Origin of the sequence: Novosphingobium aeonii (genome assembly GCF_052279045.1) — a bacterium.
In the GTDB taxonomy this organism is placed as follows: Bacteria; Pseudomonadota; Alphaproteobacteria; order Sphingomonadales; family Sphingomonadaceae; genus Novosphingobium.
Map to the genome: position 1 here is coordinate 1,718,629 of NZ_CP176832.1, position 16,007 is coordinate 1,734,635.

Sequence of the window (16,007 nt, forward strand, 5' to 3'; positions counted from 1 at the left end):
ACATGGTGCATGGGATGGGCACCGCGCTGGAGGCACCGACCTGGCCCGCCATCACGCATGGCGAGGCCGAGGCGATCCTGGCCCGGTTCCCTTCCGCCGGACGGCGGCTGGCGGCGCTGCACTGGCATTCGCCGCGACCGTTCTCGGCAGGGGCTCTGGTCGAGACCGAACGGGGATCGTTCTTCCTCAAGCGCCATCACCAGTCGCTCCGCACGCCGGAGGGGCTGGATGAAGAGCATGGTTTCATGGCGCATCTGCGGGCCGGCGGCGTGCCGGTGCCGGAGGTCGTGCCGGCGGAGGGGGGCGGCGGGGCCGTCACCCGGGGTGACTGGACATACGAAGTTCACGCAAGGTCGCCGGGCCGGGATATTTACCGCGACAGGCTGTCATGGACGCCGTTCCTTTCGCACCGTCACGCCTTCGAGGCGGGCGTGGCGCTGGCGCGGTTGCACCGTGCCTCAGAAGGTTACGCGGCGCCGGATCGCGCGGCGCATCCGCTTGTCGCCAGCTTCACCATCCTGCCCTCCCGCGATCCGCTGGCGGCGGCGGCGGACTATGTCGCCGCCCGTCCGGCGCTGGCCGGATTTCTTGAGGACAAGCCCTGGCGGCAGGAACTCGCGCGCCTTTTCGCCGCGCTGGGCACCGGGCTGCCCGAGCGTCTGGCCCGGCATCCGCGGCTCTGGACCCATAACGACTGGCACCCCTCGAACCTTCTCTGGAGCGAGGACGGCGCGGTGCGCACCGTGTTCGATTTCGGGCTGGCGGCGCGGACCTCGGCGCACCACGATCTCGCCACCGCGATCGAGCGCACCGCCATTCCGTGGCTGGACCTTGCGGAAGGGCGGGGCGACGGACCCGCCGATTCGGCAGCGGCGCTGGCGCTGCTTGCCGGCTACCGCACGGTGCTGCCGCTCACCCGCAGTGATGTGGAGACGGTCGTCCGCCTGCTGCCGCTCGTCCATATCGAATTCGCGCTTTCGGAAGTGGACTATTTCGCGGGCATCCTGCGCGATGGCGCTCAGGCGAAGCTCGCATGGCAGGGCTATCTCGTGGACCATGCCGACTGGTTCCTCTCCCCGCCGGGGCGGGACTTCCTGAACCAACTCGAAAGCGGGGACGCGGCCTGATGTCGGCACTCGAAATCGTTGCCGTCGTCGTCAGCTTCCTGGCAATCTGGCTCACCGCGAAGCGCTGGCTGCTGTGCTGGCCAACGAGCCTGCTGGCCTGTGCGCTCTACTTCAAGCTGTTCCTCGACGTGCGGCTCTATGCCGACATGGTGCTGCAGGCGCTGTTCGGCGTGGCCATCGTCTATGGCTGGATCGTCTGGACCAAAGGGAAGGGCGATGCCGGGGAAGTCATGGTGAAGCCGCTGCTTCCCCTGCAGGCATGGGCGGGACTGGCGGCGGGCGCGGCGGGCGCCGTCGCCATCGGCTGGTTCACCAGCCGCTATACCGACGCGGCGCTGCCGTGGATGGATTCCGCCCTGAGCAGCTTCAGTCTCGTGGCCCAATACTGGACCGCGCGGCGACACGCGGCGAGCTGGCTGCTGTGGATTGCGGTGGACATCCTTTACGTGGGCATGTTCGCCTTCAAGGGGCTGTGGCTCACGGCGGGCCTCTATGCGGCGATGATCGCCCTTGCCGTACTGGGCTATCGCCGCTGGCAGGAGGCCCGGAGTGCGAACTAGCGGGCCGCCCGTGAAACCCTTGTGTACCCTTGGTCTGCATAGTAAGCGCCGCGTTTACGTTGTCGGGGGGCGACATGAGAAAAGGGTGGGGCCACGCGGTTCTTGCGTGGCTGAAACGATGCATCGGTGAATCGAACTTCTGCCCGGACAGGATTCCGGGCTGTTCGGTAGAAACGCCATGCTGCGACTGCGAGGAACTGGTCCGCTACAACGCCTTGTAGGCGGACCCTTCCGATCCGGGCTCCGGCCCGTTCAGGCCTTCTATCCTGCAGCTTCGCAGCCGCTCATGACCTCAGGTCGCGCAGCGGGATCGATGTCGCTTCACGGGCGCTGCCGCGTTCGGTGACGTGGTGCTCGTCCGCGTAGAGCGGCAGGCCACGGTCATCGGCCGGGCATAGGCCGCCCCGGCACATGACGGGCAGGGGGTCGATCAGCCGAACGTTGTCATGCCGCGCGGCGATATCCTCGAACATGGTGGTCAGCGCCAGTCGTCGGCGGCGGACGTCGGTTTCCCGGACGGAGCAGTCCTCCGCGCTTTTGCCGCGCCACAGCGAACGGGCCACGCACTTGCGGGCATTGTCCGGGAAGCTGGGGGCCTGTTCGACCAGCAGCACTTCCTTGCCCGCCGCGCCGAACCGGGAGATCACCCGTTCGAGCGAGCGCTGCAGCACCGCCTTGGTCTGTTCCGGTCCGGCAACGCGTTCCTGTTCGTCGAGCAGGAATTTCGAGGTGATGGCCTCGTTGCTGCCGGGAGCGCTGTCATTCACGAAGCGTGCCCAGCGCCCGGCGATGACGACGGTCTTTACATGCGGATTGGACCTGATCGCCTCGAAGATCATTTCGTTGAACCGGCGGCAACTGTCGTCGGCAACGAGGGTGCCGTCGGTTTCGAGCGTGCCGGGCAGCGGCGAGCAGGAGCTTTTCACGGCCGTGCGCAGGGGGATTCCGGCCTGTTCGGTCGCCTTGGTGAAGCCGAATCCGAGAGCGCGGGCGTGCGAATCTCCCCACAGCACGACTGTCGACCTGTCATCCTCGGCAATGCCTTTCGCGCAGTTCTCTATACCTTTCGAACCACCGAGCGCGCAGCCGATTTCGGGGGTGAAGGGTTTGGGGGAGAACTCGGTCGCCAGCAGGGCGGGCTGCGGCAGTCGGCCGGGCAGGCCGCGCGTGACGATCAGCGGCGCGGAGGCCAGGCCGATCGCGAGCAGCGCCAGCGCGCCGAACGCGACGACGCGGCGCTGGACGATGCGGGTGTCGATATTCGTGCTGCTGCGCTGGCGGAAGGGCGCTTCCACATAGCGCAGGCTGAGGTAGGACAGGACGAAGCTGGCCGCCACCAGCAGCGCGCCTTCGACGGGCGAGGGCGCCGCACCGCGCTGGAGCCAGAAGAAGGCGATGATCGGCCAGTGCCAGAGATAGAGCGAATAGGAGAGCTTGCCCACGAAGACCATCGGGCCGCTGCCCAGTAGCCGGGCCACCACGTTGTCCTGTTCGGCATTGGCCAGCAGGAGCAGCGCCGTGCCCACGCAGACCGGCAGCGCGGAAAGGCCGGGGAACAGCGTTGCCCCGGTATAAGTCAGCATGGGAACCAGCACGAGGCCGAGACCGGCGAGGGCGGCTGCAAGGCGCAAGGCGGGGTTCGGAATGCGCAGGGATGGAACGACCGCCAGCACCGCGCCCAGAAGCAGTTCCCATGCCCGGGTGGGGAACATGTAGAAGGCGAAGTTCGGCGATTTGTGGACGATGAATTCAGAGAGGCCGAAGGAGATGACGATCGCGGCCACGATCGCCGGCAGGAACCAGCGGCGAAGCGGCTTAAGCGTGAACAGGGCCACGACCAGCGGCCAGAAGATGTAGAACTGCTCCTCCACCGCCAGCGACCAGGAGTGCAGCAACGGGCTCTCGTAAGGCGCCGGCCCGAAATAGTTGAGCTGCGACCAGAACCAGATGTTCGACGAGAACAGGGCCACGCTTACCGCGGATTTCCCGAGGGCGAGGAGTTCGCCGGGAAGCATGACGAACGTGCCGTAGGCCAGAGTCGCCATGGTAACGGCCAGCAGTGCGGGCAGAATACGCCGGATGCGGCGGTCGTAAAAGGCCAGCAGGCTGAACTTCTGCTCGTTCGCATCCTTGAGAAGGCCGCTGGTAATCAGAAACCCGGAAATGACGAAGAAGATGTCGACACCGACGAAGCCGCCCGAAAAAGGCGGAAGTTCGGCATGATACAGCACGACGGGCAGTACCGCGATCGTTCGTAGCCCATCGATATCGCGCCGGTACCTGATGTGGCTCATCGATATTCGCCCCTCGTCAATTCGAATTCTGGCAGAACTGCGCTTACAGAATTGAAACAGCAGCCGGCCGCACCGGACTACGTTGCGATGCAATGCAAGTCTAGGCGGCGCGGACATATTCCGTCGCCGCGCCTTCTTGAATTGGCGGCTTTGGGCTGCGGCCGTGGCCATGCGGAATTCTTCCACGCCGCCCGGCCTGGGAAAAGCCGCTCCGTTCGGCCCGGACCATACCAATGGTTGGCTTAGAATTCCGGCACGACCGAGGCAAAAGTGCTGCGCGTGGTGGGCGGGCGTTCGGCTGTACCGCCAGGCCATGCAGGTCTGCCTCGGGCAGGCTTTTCAAGTTTATCGAACAATAATGGTCATTTTATCCAGCTTCACTGCAAGCGAAAATGACGCGAAAACAGCTTCACCAGACAACGACAGGAGCTTCCCAATGACCAAGACCGCCACGCCGACCGCCACTGCAACCCCCGGCAAGTCGCTGATCTCGCCTGACAATCATGCGCTTGTCCTGATCGACTTCCAGTCGCAGATGGCCTTCGCAACCAAGTCGATCTCGGCCGAACTGCTCCGCAACAACGCCGCGCTGATTTCGCGCGGGGCCAAGTCCTTCGACGTTCCCACCATCCTGACCACGGTTGCCGAGAAGAGCTTCTCCGGCCCGATGTTCGACGAGATCACCGAAGCCTTCGAAGGTCAGGCCATGCTCGACCGGACCAGCATGAACACCTGGGAAGACGAAGGCGTGATCGCCGAAATCAACCGCATCGCCCGCCCACGCATCGTCTTCGCCGGGCTGTGGACCTCGGTCTGCATCGTCGGCCCGGTTGCCTCGGCCATCGACCAGGGCTTCGAAGCCTATGTCATCACCGATGCCTGCGGCGATATTTCCACCGAGGCGCACGAACGGGCCGTGGAACGCATGATCCAGCTTGGCGCGGTGCCGATGACCTCGCTCCAGTACCTGCTCGAACTGCAGCGCGACTGGGCCCGTACCGAGACCTACGACAGCACCACCGGAATCGCCAAGAAGTGGGGCGGTGCCTACGGTATCGGCATCAATTACGCGAAGACCATGTTCGGCGCGTCCGAGGGCGCTCACTGATTTGAGTTCGTGATCCTTCGACAGGCTCAGGATGGGCGGAAACAGCCCTCTCAGTTCCAGCTCCGCTCAGGCTGAGCTTGTCGAAGCCGCTGCATAGACAACCCAACCCACCGAAGGATCAGCATCATGGCATATGTCACCACCAAGGACGGCGTCGAAATCTTCTTCAAGGACTGGGGCCCGAAGGATGCCCAGCCGATCGTCTTCCACCACGGCTGGCCGCTCTCGTCGGACGACTGGGATACGCAGATGCTGTTCTTCCTCTCCAAGGGCTACCGCGTCGTCGCCCATGACCGCCGCGGCCATGGCCGTTCCGAGCAGGTCAGCGATGGTCATGACATGGCCCACTACGCCGCCGACGCCTCCGCCGTGGCAGAGCATCTCGACCTCAGGAACGCGGTCCACATCGGCCACTCGACCGGCGGCGGCGAAGTCGCGGCCTATGTCGCCCGCTACGGCATTCCGCAGGGCCGCGTCGCCAAGGCCGTGCTGGTGAGCGCCGTCCCCCCGATCATGCTCAAGACGCAGGCCTATCCCGGCGGCCTTCCCATCGAGGTGTTCGACGGCCTGCGCGCCGGGCTTGCCGCCAACCGCGCGCAGTTCTTCCGCGATGTGGCCGCAGGTCCCTTCTACGGCTTCAACCGCGATGGCGCCGAAGTTTCCGTGCCGGTGATCGACAACTGGTGGCGCCAGGGCATGATGGGCAGCGCCAAGGCCCATTACGAAGGCATCAAGGCCTTCTCGGAAACCGACCAGACCGACGATCTCAAGGCGATCACGGTGCCCACGCTGGTGCTTCACGGCGATGACGACCAGGTCGTGCCTTACAAGAACGCCGGTGTGCTCCAGGCCGAGATCCTGCTGGACGCCACGCTCAAGATCTATCCCGGCTTCCCGCACGGCATGCTGACCACGCACGCCGACGTGATCAACCCCGACCTGCTCGCTTTCGTGCAGGCCTGAACCAAGACGCCGGGGAGCCTCCACGATGAAAGCCTACCTTCTCTCGATCGCTGCCGGGTTGCTGGTGGGTATCGTCTACAGTCTCCTCGGCGTGCGTTCGCCGGCCCCGCCAATGATCGCGTTGCTCGGGCTTCTGGGCATCCTGCTGGGCGAGCAGATCGTACCGCTGGCGAAGAGGATCTGGGCGGACGATGAAATCGCCCACTTCGTCCAGACGGACTGCCGCAAGCACGTCCTCGGCCGCCTGCCGGGAGACAAGTTCCCCTGCCGCACCGCCGACCACAAGGCGGAAGCGTGATCACCCGCCGCCAGACACTTGCCGGAGCGGCTGCCACGTCGCTCCTGCCCACATTACTCTCGCAAACCGCACGTTCCAAGGAAGCCGTCATGACCGACACGATCATCGTCAACGCCAGGATCACCACGCTGGACCGGGAGAACCCGCAAGCCGAAGCCGTGGCGATCCGCGACGGCAAGTTCCTGACCGTGGGCAGCGAGCAGGAAGTGCGCGCCGCCGCTCCCGAAGCGACGGTTATCGATGCCAGGGGGCACCGCCTGATCCCAGGCCTGATCGACAGCCACATGCACATCATCCGCGGCGGGCTGAACTTCAACATGGAGCTGCGCTGGGACGGCGTGACCAGCCTGTCCGAAGCGATGGCGATGCTGAAGAAGCAGGTCGACAACACGCCCGCCCCGCAGTGGGTTCGCGTGGTCGGCGGCTTCACCGAGCACCAGTTCGCCGAAAAGCGCCTGCCGACCATCGCGGAACTGAACGCGGTGGCGCCCGATACGCCGGTGTTCATCCTCCACCTCTACGACCGTGCGCTGCTGAACGCCGCTGCCTTGCGTGTCGTCGGCTATACCAAGGACACGCCGAACCCGCCGGGCGGCGAGATCGTGCGCGATGCGAATGGCAACCCCACTGGCCTGCTGCTGGCCCAGCCCAACGCGACGATCCTCTATTCCACGCTGGCGAAGGGACCGAAGCTTCCGCCCGAATACCAGATCAACTCCACCCGCCACTTCATGCGCGAAGTCAACGCGCTGGGCGTGACCGGGGTGATCGATGCGGGGGGCGGTTTCCAGAACTATCCCGACGATTACGACATCATCGAAAAGCTCCACGCCGACGACCAGCTGACCGTGCGCATCAGCTACAACCTCTTCACGCAGAAGCCGAAAGAGGAACTGGCGGACTTTTCGGGCTGGGTGAAGCAGGTCAGCCCCGGACAGGGCGACGACACCTACCGGCATAACGGCGCGGGCGAGATGCTGGTCTATTCCGCCGCCGACTTCGAGGACTTCCGCGTCGAACGCCCCGACATGCCGCCCAGCATGGAAGGCGATCTGGAACCCGTCATCCGCCTGCTTGCCGAGCACCGCTGGCCCTGGCGCCTTCACGCGACTTATGACGAGACGATCGGCCGTGCGCTCGACGTCTACGAGAAGGTCAACCGCGACATCCCGCTCGAAGGCATCAACTGGTTCTTCGACCATGCCGAGACCATTTCGGATCGCAATATCGACCGTATCGCCGCGCTCGGCGGGGGCATCGCGGTGCAGCACCGCATGGCCTATCAGGGCGAGGATTTCGTCGAGCGCTACGGCGCCAAGGCGGCCGAACGCACCCCGCCGATTGCCCGGATGCTGGCTGCCGGCATCCCCGTGGGCGGCGGCACCGACGCCACCCGCGTCGCCAGCTACAACCCCTGGGTCTCGCTTTCGTGGCTCGTCACCGGACGCACCGTGGGCGGCCTCCCGCTCTATCGCGGCGACAACCGCGTCAGCCGCGAAAAGGCGCTGCGCATGTGGACGCACGAGAACACCTGGTTCTCGAACGAAGTGGGCAAGAAGGGCCAGATCAAGGCGGGCCAGCTGGCCGACCTCGCGCTGCTTTCCGACGACTACTTCAGCGTCCCCGATAACGAGATCGTCCACATCCGCTCGATCCTGACGCTGCTGGGCGGCAAGGTGGTGCACGGCGAGGGCGACTATCGCCCGCTCGCGCCGCAGCTGCCGCGCCCGATGCCGGACTGGTCGCCGGTCGCCACCTTCGGCGGCTATTACCAGACGCCGGAAGCCAAGCAGAAGCTGGCCTCTGCCTGCGGCTGCGCCAGTTCCTGCGGCGTCCACGGGCACGACCATGCCGCCGCGCTCGGCGCCAATGTTCCCGCCGCCGATGTCCAGACTTTCTGGGGCTCGCTCGGCTGCGGTTGCTGGGCGGTCTGATCCGGTGCGGCCCCTCCGGGCGAGGAGGGGCCGCATTCACGGCTTTTCCATAATTTCGAACATTCCAGTCTAGATTATTCGGATCGATGGATAGCCGACGGCCCCCTACACCGGGCCTGCACCATCGACCGAGCGGCACTGTCCCTCTCCCATCGGAGCCACAGACATGAAGCACTTCACCCTGATCATCGCGGCCGCCCTGGTGGCCGCGAGCCCCGCAGTCACGCCTGCCTTCGCCGCTCCCGCAGCCGACTACGCCGTCGGCGCGCAGTACGACACCACCCATGTCTACGTGCCGCAGGACCAGTTCGACACGTTCGTTTCCAGCTTCGTCGCCACCTTCGGCGGCACCACCAGCAAGCAGGGCGAATTCCAGGTGACGCCGACGAAAAGCCTCACCAAGTCGCAGCTCGTGCTGACGCCTGCGGGCACCGTCTCGGTCTTCGGCTTCAAGACGCCGATCCCCGTTCCCTTCGGCGACGAGCGCACCGGCTATCTGGTGACCGACCTCGATGCGGCGGTGAAGTCTGCCCGCAGCCACGGGGCGGTGCGCCGTCTGGAGACCTTCCCCGATCCCATCGGCCGGGATTCGGTGATCCAGTGGCCGGGCGGCGTGAACATGCAGCTCTACTGGCACACCGCCAAGCCGAACTACAAGGCGCTTGAGACGGTCCCGGAAAACCGCGTCTATCTGACCGCCGATGCCGCCGACAGCTTCATCAAGGGCTGGACCGGCTTCGCCCACGGCAAGATCACCGCCGATGACAAGGCCGCCAATGGCGCCGAGATCGGCGAGCCCGGCAAGACCATCCGCCGCGTGTCGATCACCAGCGGCTATGGCAAGATGGTGGTCTACGTTTCGGACGGCCAGCTACCCTGGCCCTATGGCCGCGACATGACCGGCTATGCGGTGAGCGACCTCAATGCCACGCTCGCCAGGGCTTCGGCGGCAGGCGCGGAAACGCTGGTCGCGCCTTACAGCACAGGCAAGCGCCAGGCCGCCATCGTGCGCTTCCCCGGCGGCTACATCGCCGAGATCCACTCCGGTGAGGTTGACTGAACCATGTCCGGCACCGGTACGCCCAAATTCGTCGCCTCGGTGCTGGATTTCGCGCCGACGGGCTTTCTTGCCCGCCTCCTGCTGGTGGGCGCCTATCTCGTCGGCGGGCTCACCAAGCTCACCGACTGGCAGGGCGCCGTGGCGGAGCAGGCCCACTTCGGCCTGACCCCGCCCGCGCTCTGGGCGGCGCTCACCATTGCGGTGGAGCTCGTCGGCCCGCTGCTGATCCTGACGAACCGCCTGGTCTGGCTGGGCGCGGGCATGCTGGGCGTGTTCACGTTCTTCGCCGCGACGGTCGCCAATGCCTTCTGGGCCATGCCCGCCGGACCCGAGCGCTTCGGGGCGACGAATGCCTTCTTCGAACACATGGGCCTCGTCGGCGGGTTCATTCTCGTGGCCATCCTAGCCTCCCGGGCGAAGCGACGTGCCTAGGCTGGCCCCGCTTGCGGCGCTTGCCGCAACCCTTCTCCCCCATCTTGCCCATGCCGAACCCACCGAGGCCTGGCAGGCCCCGACCCTCTCGATCACCCGCTACGACGAGGACTGGTCCGACCTTGCCGACGCCGAAAAGCGCGCGCACCACTGGACCGGGCCGTTCAAGTACATCCCGATCAGCGATGACGTCTGGCTCTCCACCGGCATCGAACTGCGCGTGAGGAACGAGAACCTCGAAAACAACCTCTGGGGCGGGGCGGATGCGCCGAACGACAGCTACGTCTGGCTGCGCGCGCTGCCCTATGCGGACCTGCATGTCGGCAAAGTGCGTGCCTTCGTGCAGCCGATCGCCTCGACATCGGCCAGCGTCGCGCCTTCGCCGGGCCCGGTGGACGGCACCGGCATCGACCTGCTGCAAGGCTTCGTCGAGGCTGACCTCGGCCCCGTAACCCTGCGCGGCGGGCGGCAGATGCTCTCGCTCGGCACCGAACGGCTGATCGGCACCCGCTACGGTCCCAACGTGCCGCTCGCCTTCGATGGCCTGCGTGCGGACGTGACGCTGGGCGCCGCGAAAGTCAGCCTGCTGGCGGTCAGGCCCGTGCAGGCCCGCCGGGGCGACTTCGACGATCGCACTTCGCCCGACAAGTCGCTCTGGGGCGCCTATGCCGCGCTGCCGGGACTGGATCTCTACTATCTCGGCTATCGTAACCAAGCCGCCCACTGGGGCACGCGCGGGGGCACCGAAACCCGCCACAGTCTTGGCGCGCGCTGGCACGGCAGCCGCGACGACTGGCACTGGAACGTCGAGGGCGTCTATCAGTTCGGCCGTTTCGCGGATGGCCCGATCTCGGCCTGGACGCTGGGCACCGAACTCGGCCGCGCCTTCCCGGAAGCACCGCTCGCCCCCGACCTTACCGTTCGCGTCAATGTGGTGAGCGGGGACAAGGACAAGGCCGACAATCGCCTCGGCACGTTCAACGCGATGTTCCCCAAGGGCAAATACTTCGGCGAGCTTTCGCCGGTCGGCCCCTACAACATCGTCAACGCCTATTCCTCGCTGGGCCTGCAACTTGCCCCGGATATCTCGGCCAGCCTTGCTGCCATGGCCTACTGGCGCGCCTCGTGCGGGGACGGCATCTACGACATTCCCGGCAACCTGATCCGCGACGCGGGAGACAGCCGCGCGAAATTCGTCGGCAAGGAAGTGGAAGCGACGCTGGCCTGGCAGGCGACGGCGGAGCTCGAACTCTCCGCCTCGCTTTCCGCCTTCGCGCCGGGAGCCTTCATCCGCGAGACCGGCTCCGCCAGGACGATCCATATGCTCGGTCTCGAAAGCAATTTCCGGTTCTGATCGGCATTTCAGTTTCATCGAACAAACCGGACGATCTTATTCGGATACCTGAGATAGCAGCCCCGACCTAGACCACCGGCATCCCCCCCATCCCGGAGATCGACATGACCGCAACACCCGCCGCTTCCCCCATCAAGTCCACCCTGCCGCGCCTGCTGTTGCTGCTTTCCGCCACCACCGGTCTGGTCGATGCGGCTTCGGTGCTGGGTCTCGGCAAGGTCTTTACCGCCAACATGACCGGCAACGTCGTGTTCCTCGGCTTCGCGGCGGCGGGAACGCCCGGTTTCAAGGTTGTGCCGGCGGTCATGGCGCTGCTGGCCTTCATGGTGGGCGCCTTTGGGGCGGGACGCCTTGCCGGCGCCCATGTGGACCTGCCGCTGCGCCGCTGGCTGCTCTGGGCCGCCGTGGTCGAAGCCGCGCTGCTGTGGATCGCTGCCGCCATTTCCACCAGGATCGACATCGCCGCGCAGGCGCCGGAGATCGCGGTGCTTTCGGTGATCGTGCTGACCGGTTTCGCCATGGGTCTGCGCAATGCGACCGTGCGCTCGCTCAAGGTGCCCGACCTGACCACCACCGTATTGACGCTGACGATCACCGGCATCGCCGCCGATCAGGTGGGAGGACGCTCTCCCAATTTCCTGCGCCGCTTCGCCGCCGTGCTTTCGATCTTCCTCGGCGCCGCCGTGGGTGCCACGCTGCTGCTCCATGTCGGACTGGCGGTTCCGCTGATCCTGGCCGGTGCCATCGTGCTGGGTGCAACGCTGCTGTTTGCCCGCGATCCGGCCTCCGCCGCGCCGCACAGGCCCTGAGCGAATGCGCCTGTCTACCGGCTAAAGCTCGATCAGGCCGTTTCGCACGGCAATCGCCACGGCATGGGTGCGATCCATCGCCCCCAGCCGCGCGAAGATCGCCTTCATATATCCCTTCACCGTCTCTTCCGAGAGAGAGAGCCGGCCGGCGATCTGCTTGTTGGAGTTGCCCGCCGCCGCCAGTTCCAGCACGTCGCTTTCGCGAGCGGTGAGGTGAGGGGGGCTTTCGGAGGCGGCCTGTCTCGAACCGTCCGCGCTGACCAGACCGGCGTCGAAATGCATCTCGCCCCGGTGAATGCAGCGGATGGCGTCGAGAAGTTCGGTCCGCAGGCTGTTCTTGAGCAGATAGCCTGCGGCGCCCGCCTTGAGCGCGCGCAGGGCCCAGCCGTCACCCGAATAGGTCGTCAGCACCAGCACGCGGGCCTGCGGAAATTCCGCAAGGATGCGCGCCATCGCGGTCAGCCCGTCGATGCCCGGCATCTGGAGATCCAGCAGCATGACGTCGGGGCGAAGCTCGCGGTAGAGCGCCACGGCGGCCTCGCCGTCCTCTCCCATGCCGATCAGTGCCATGTCGTGCTGCGTGCCCAGCACCGCCATGACGCCGTCGCGCAGCAGCGGATGATCGTCGATCACGAGCACGCGGATCGGCGCTTCCGGGGCTGTTGCCGGTGCGGAGGTGGTTTCGCCAGAAGCGGGCATGTCCATGGGGAGACCCTGAGCGCGATGGCCGGATTAGGCAATTCCCCCCGAATGGGGGGATTGCCCGATATGTGCACTTGGAGGCATTTTTGTGCATCGCAAAAAACCGGAGGTCTCGCCTTGCCCCCCCAGGTGGTTCCCCAACCCGTCACCCCCGCCACGCCCGCCTCGATTGCCGACAGGGCATCGGGCACGGTCCTGATCGTCGATGACGATCCCGAAATGCGCTCGGCGCTGGGCAGCCTGCTGCGTGTGGAAGGGTTTTGCCCGCAGGGGTTCGCATCCTCGCAGGCCGTGCTGGATGCGCCGCTTCCCGACCGCGAATGCTGCCTCATCGCCGACGTGCGCCTGCCGGGCATCGGCGGGCTCGAACTGTACGAGCAGCTCAAGCGGCGGGGCGACGAGATCCCGGTCGTGTTCATGACCGGCCATCCCGACGTGGCGCTATCGGTGCGGGCGATGAAGGCGGGGGCGATGGATTTCCTGCCCAAGCCCTTTGGCGACCAGCAGATGATCGATGCCGTCGATGCAGCGCTCGCGTTCGACCGGGACAGGCGGGAACTGACCCATCGCCACCGCGCGGTCGCGGAACGCTTCGCGGCCCTCACAGGGCGCGAACGGCAAGTGATGGAAGGCGTGGTGCGGGGCCTGATGAACAAGCAGATCGCCTGGGAGCTGGAGATCAGCGAGATCACCGTGAAGCTCCACCGCTCCAGCCTGATGAAGAAGATGCAGCTCCGCTCCGTCCCAGACCTCGTCCGTGCCTCGCAAGTGATCGAGGCCCGATCGGCCGCCTGATATCGGGCACCCGACATCGGCACAGGCCTGCTTCCATAGCCGCTCGGCGCACGCGGGCGCGTTTCCGGCGGCCTTTTTCGCGCTGCCCGGAACCTCGGAGCCGCCCGCGCACTACCTAGCCATACTTTCGTCTCATTCAGCGGACCGTCGCGGCGCGATAGCATCCGGGGATGGCGGGCGAGGGCGAAGCGTGCCCACGCGGGTAGCGAGAAGGAGAGGCCATGGCGCACCGGCCAAGCAATGCGGACCTGCATCCCATGCCCGATGGGGGACCTGACGACGACATCCACGCCATTGCTGCAAGGTACGCCGCGACCCGGCATCTCAGCCGCGAGCTCGTGCTGGGGCTGAACGAGGCGGACGCGGCGGTGCAGTCCATGCCGGATGCCTCGCCCGCCAAGTGGCATCTGGCGCATACGACGTGGTTCTTCGAGACTTTCCTGCTGCGCGATCACGTTCCCGGCTACCGCCTGTTCGACCCGCGCTGGCCGTTCCTGTTCAACAGCTATTACGAAGCCGAGGGCGAGCGGATGGCGCGGCCCGAACGCGGCCTGCTGACCCGGCCCGCCCTGGCCGAGGTCATGGCCTATCGCGAGCATGTCGACACGGCGATGCGCGCGGCGCTGCCGGAGCTTCTGGCGCGGCATGGCGACCTGATCGAGCTGGGCATCCAGCACGAGCAACAGCATCAGGAACTGCTGCTGACCGATATCAAGCACTTGTTCTCCCGCAATCCGCTCGGCCCGGCCTATGCATCCGCATCCGCTTCCCGGGCCACGCCGGACGGGGGGGCTCTGCGCTGGATCGAAGGGCAGGAAGGGCTGGCCCGGATCGGCAGTCTGGAGGACGATCCATTCGCCTTCGACAACGAAACGCCCCGGCACCCCGCATGGCTGGCTCCCCATGCACTGGCCAGTCGGCCGGTGACCAATGGTGAATGGGCGGAATTCATTCGCGACAATGGCTACGGCACCGCCGCGCTCTGGCTTTCCGACGGCTGGGACTGGACCCGGCGCGAAGGGATCGCGGCGCCGCTCTATTGGCGGGGCGGCAGCGATGAATGGGAGCATTTCACGCTTGGCGGCTGGCTTCCCGTCGATCCCGATGCGCCGGTCGCGCATGTCTCGTTCTATGAAGCCGATGCTTTCGCGGCATGGGCGGGCGCCCGCCTGCCTACCGAGCAGGAATGGGAAGCGGCCGCGCATGGCCGCGATCCGCGCGGCGGCGTGCAACTGGACACCGCAGGCGCGGTCATGCCCCGTGCCGAAGCGCCGGCGGGAGATTTCGCCTCGCTGTTCGGGAACGTCTGGGAATGGACCGGCTCGGCCTATCGCCCGTGGCCCGGCTATCGCCCGGCGGCGGGCGCCGTGGGCGAGTACAACGGCAAGTTCATGTCGGGCCAGTTCGTCCTCAAGGGCGGCAGCTGCGCCACCCCGCGCGGCCACATGCGTGCGTCCTACCGCAATTTCTTCCATCCTCACCAGCGCTGGCAGTTCACCGGCCTGCGCCTTGCCAGGAGTCTCTGAGATGTTCACGGCCCCCCGGAGCGACGAGATCTTTACCGAACAGCGCCTTACTCCCCGGACGTTCCAGCCCGATCCTGCCTTTCGCGAAGATGTGCTGAACGGGCTGGAGCAGGCAGGCAAGGCGATCCCGGCGCGCTGGTTCTACGACATGCGCGGATCGCAGCTTTTCGAGGCGATCACCCAGGTTCCGGAATATTACCCCACCCGCACCGAAACCGCGCTGCTTCACGCCCATGTGGCGGCGGTCGCGGAAAGGCTTGGCGCCGATGCCACGGTGGTGGAGTTCGGCTCGGGCAGTTCGATCAAGACCCGCATCCTGCTCAAGGCGCTGCCCCGCGCGACATATGTGCCGATCGACATCTGCGGCGAGTTCCTCGACGAGGCCTGCCTGGCGCTGCAGGGGCTGTTTCCCGCGCTGCGGATCGTGCCGGTGGAGGCCGATTTCATGAACCCGGTGTCCTTGCCGCTGCGGCGCGAGGGCAGGGCGATGCTCGGGTTCTTCCCGGGATCGACGATCGGCAACCTCACGCCTTTCGCCGCCGTGGACCTGCTGCGTTCGATGCGCGAGACGCTGGGCGAGCAGGCGCATCTCCTGATCGGGATCGATCGGGTCAAGGACCCGGCGCGACTGGTATCGGCTTATGACGACGCGGGCGGGGTGACGGCGCTGTTCAACCTCAACCTCCTCCAGCGCATCAACCGCGAGCTTGGGGGCACTATCCCGGTCGGCGAATTCCGCCATGTCGCGCGCTGGAACGAGGATGCCAGCCGGATCGAGATGCACTTGCAGGCGCGCCGGGCGATCCGTTTCGAGGTGGCGGGACAAGGCTTCCACATGGAAAGCGGCGAGACTATCCATACCGAGAATTGCCACAAGTACCGCCCCGGAGAAATCCGCCTGCTGCTCGCCGCCAGCGGATGGGGCGAGGTGGAGCACTGGAGCGATGCCGGGGGCGACTTCTCGCTGGTGCTGGCGCAAGGGGGCGGTGACTGAGGCGGGCCTCCCGCTACCGTGCAGGGCCTCTGCCATAACAACAAGGCATGG

At 66.2% G+C, this 16,007-nt stretch carries 15 protein-coding genes; 13 read left to right on the forward strand and 2 right to left on the reverse strand.

Annotated features, from left to right (window positions below; all coding sequences use genetic code 11):
* The first annotated feature begins 14 nt into the window (after positions 1-14).
* Positions 15-1,127 (forward strand): phosphotransferase enzyme family protein, encoded by a 1,113-nt coding sequence (locus ACLIMP_RS08595; RefSeq protein ID WP_324699021.1) that lies wholly within the window; start codon positions 15-17, stop codon positions 1,125-1,127.
* Positions 1,127-1,687 carry a nicotinamide riboside transporter PnuC gene (gene pnuC / locus ACLIMP_RS08600; RefSeq protein WP_324698772.1) on the forward strand — a complete coding sequence of 187 codons (561 nt, stop codon included), beginning with the start codon at positions 1,127-1,129 and terminating at the stop codon, positions 1,685-1,687. The genes ACLIMP_RS08595 and pnuC overlap by 1 nt, the downstream gene beginning before the upstream one ends.
* Positions 1,688-1,971: 284 nt before the next feature.
* Here the strand turns inward: pnuC and ACLIMP_RS08605 are convergent, their stop codons facing one another.
* Positions 1,972-3,981, reverse strand: coding sequence for an acyltransferase family protein (locus ACLIMP_RS08605; RefSeq protein ID WP_324698773.1), 2,010 nt, complete (start codon positions 3,979-3,981; stop codon positions 1,972-1,974).
* 436 nt (positions 3,982-4,417) lie between these two features.
* Here ACLIMP_RS08605 and ACLIMP_RS08610 point away from each other — a divergent pair, with 436 nt between their 5' ends.
* The 8 genes from ACLIMP_RS08610 to ACLIMP_RS08645 all read left to right on the forward strand — a co-directional run bounded on the left by ACLIMP_RS08610 (position 4,418) and on the right by ACLIMP_RS08645 (position 11,939).
* Complete coding sequence (locus tag ACLIMP_RS08610) at positions 4,418-5,089, forward strand: hydrolase (protein ID WP_054441193.1); 672 nt, start codon at positions 4,418-4,420, stop codon at positions 5,087-5,089.
* A 126-nt stretch (positions 5,090-5,215) separates the two neighbouring features.
* Positions 5,216-6,052, forward strand: coding sequence for an alpha/beta fold hydrolase (locus tag ACLIMP_RS08615; protein ID WP_324698774.1), 837 nt, complete (start codon positions 5,216-5,218; stop codon positions 6,050-6,052).
* A 25-nt stretch (positions 6,053-6,077) separates the two neighbouring features.
* Positions 6,078-6,350, forward strand: coding sequence for a DUF1427 family protein (locus tag ACLIMP_RS08620; RefSeq protein WP_054441197.1), 273 nt, complete (start codon positions 6,078-6,080; stop codon positions 6,348-6,350).
* A gap of 89 nt (positions 6,351-6,439) precedes the next feature.
* On the forward strand, positions 6,440-8,284 hold the full coding sequence (locus ACLIMP_RS08625; protein WP_443477766.1) for an amidohydrolase: 1,845 nt from the start codon (positions 6,440-6,442) through the stop codon (positions 8,282-8,284).
* Positions 8,285-8,450: 166 nt separating this feature from the next.
* Positions 8,451-9,344, forward strand: a complete 894-nt coding sequence (locus tag ACLIMP_RS08630; RefSeq protein WP_324698776.1) for a glyoxalase — start codon at positions 8,451-8,453, stop codon at positions 9,342-9,344.
* A gap of 3 nt (positions 9,345-9,347) precedes the next feature.
* The gene (locus ACLIMP_RS08635) at positions 9,348-9,776 is read left to right on the forward strand and encodes a DoxX family protein (RefSeq protein WP_324698777.1); all 429 of its coding nucleotides are present in this window, start codon (positions 9,348-9,350) and stop codon (positions 9,774-9,776) included.
* Positions 9,769-11,130 carry an alginate export family protein gene (locus tag ACLIMP_RS08640; protein ID WP_324698779.1) on the forward strand — a complete coding sequence of 454 codons (1,362 nt, stop codon included), beginning with the start codon at positions 9,769-9,771 and terminating at the stop codon, positions 11,128-11,130. Before ACLIMP_RS08635 ends, ACLIMP_RS08640 begins: the two co-directional genes overlap by 8 nt.
* 104 nt (positions 11,131-11,234) lie before the next feature.
* Positions 11,235-11,939, forward strand: a complete 705-nt coding sequence (locus ACLIMP_RS08645; RefSeq protein ID WP_443477767.1) for a YoaK family protein — start codon at positions 11,235-11,237, stop codon at positions 11,937-11,939.
* Between the two features lie 21 nt (positions 11,940-11,960).
* Here ACLIMP_RS08645 and ACLIMP_RS08650 read toward each other — a convergent pair whose 3' ends face one another.
* Positions 11,961-12,644, reverse strand: coding sequence for a response regulator (locus tag ACLIMP_RS08650; protein WP_443477768.1), 684 nt, complete (start codon positions 12,642-12,644; stop codon positions 11,961-11,963).
* 114 nt (positions 12,645-12,758) lie between these two features.
* On the opposite strand from ACLIMP_RS08650, the gene ACLIMP_RS08655 reads away from it, so the two are divergent.
* The 3 genes from ACLIMP_RS08655 to egtD all read left to right on the forward strand — a co-directional run bounded on the left by ACLIMP_RS08655 (position 12,759) and on the right by egtD (position 15,956).
* Complete coding sequence (locus tag ACLIMP_RS08655) at positions 12,759-13,436, forward strand: response regulator transcription factor (RefSeq protein WP_443477769.1); 678 nt, start codon at positions 12,759-12,761, stop codon at positions 13,434-13,436.
* Between the two features lie 257 nt (positions 13,437-13,693).
* A complete protein-coding gene (gene egtB, locus ACLIMP_RS08660) occupies positions 13,694-14,962 on the forward strand; it encodes an ergothioneine biosynthesis protein EgtB (protein WP_324699022.1) in 1,269 nt (422 codons plus the stop codon).
* Between the two features lies 1 nt (position 14,963).
* Positions 14,964-15,956, forward strand: coding sequence for an L-histidine N(alpha)-methyltransferase (gene egtD / locus ACLIMP_RS08665; RefSeq protein WP_443477770.1), 993 nt, complete (start codon positions 14,964-14,966; stop codon positions 15,954-15,956).
* The last annotated feature ends 51 nt before the right edge of the window (positions 15,957-16,007 follow it).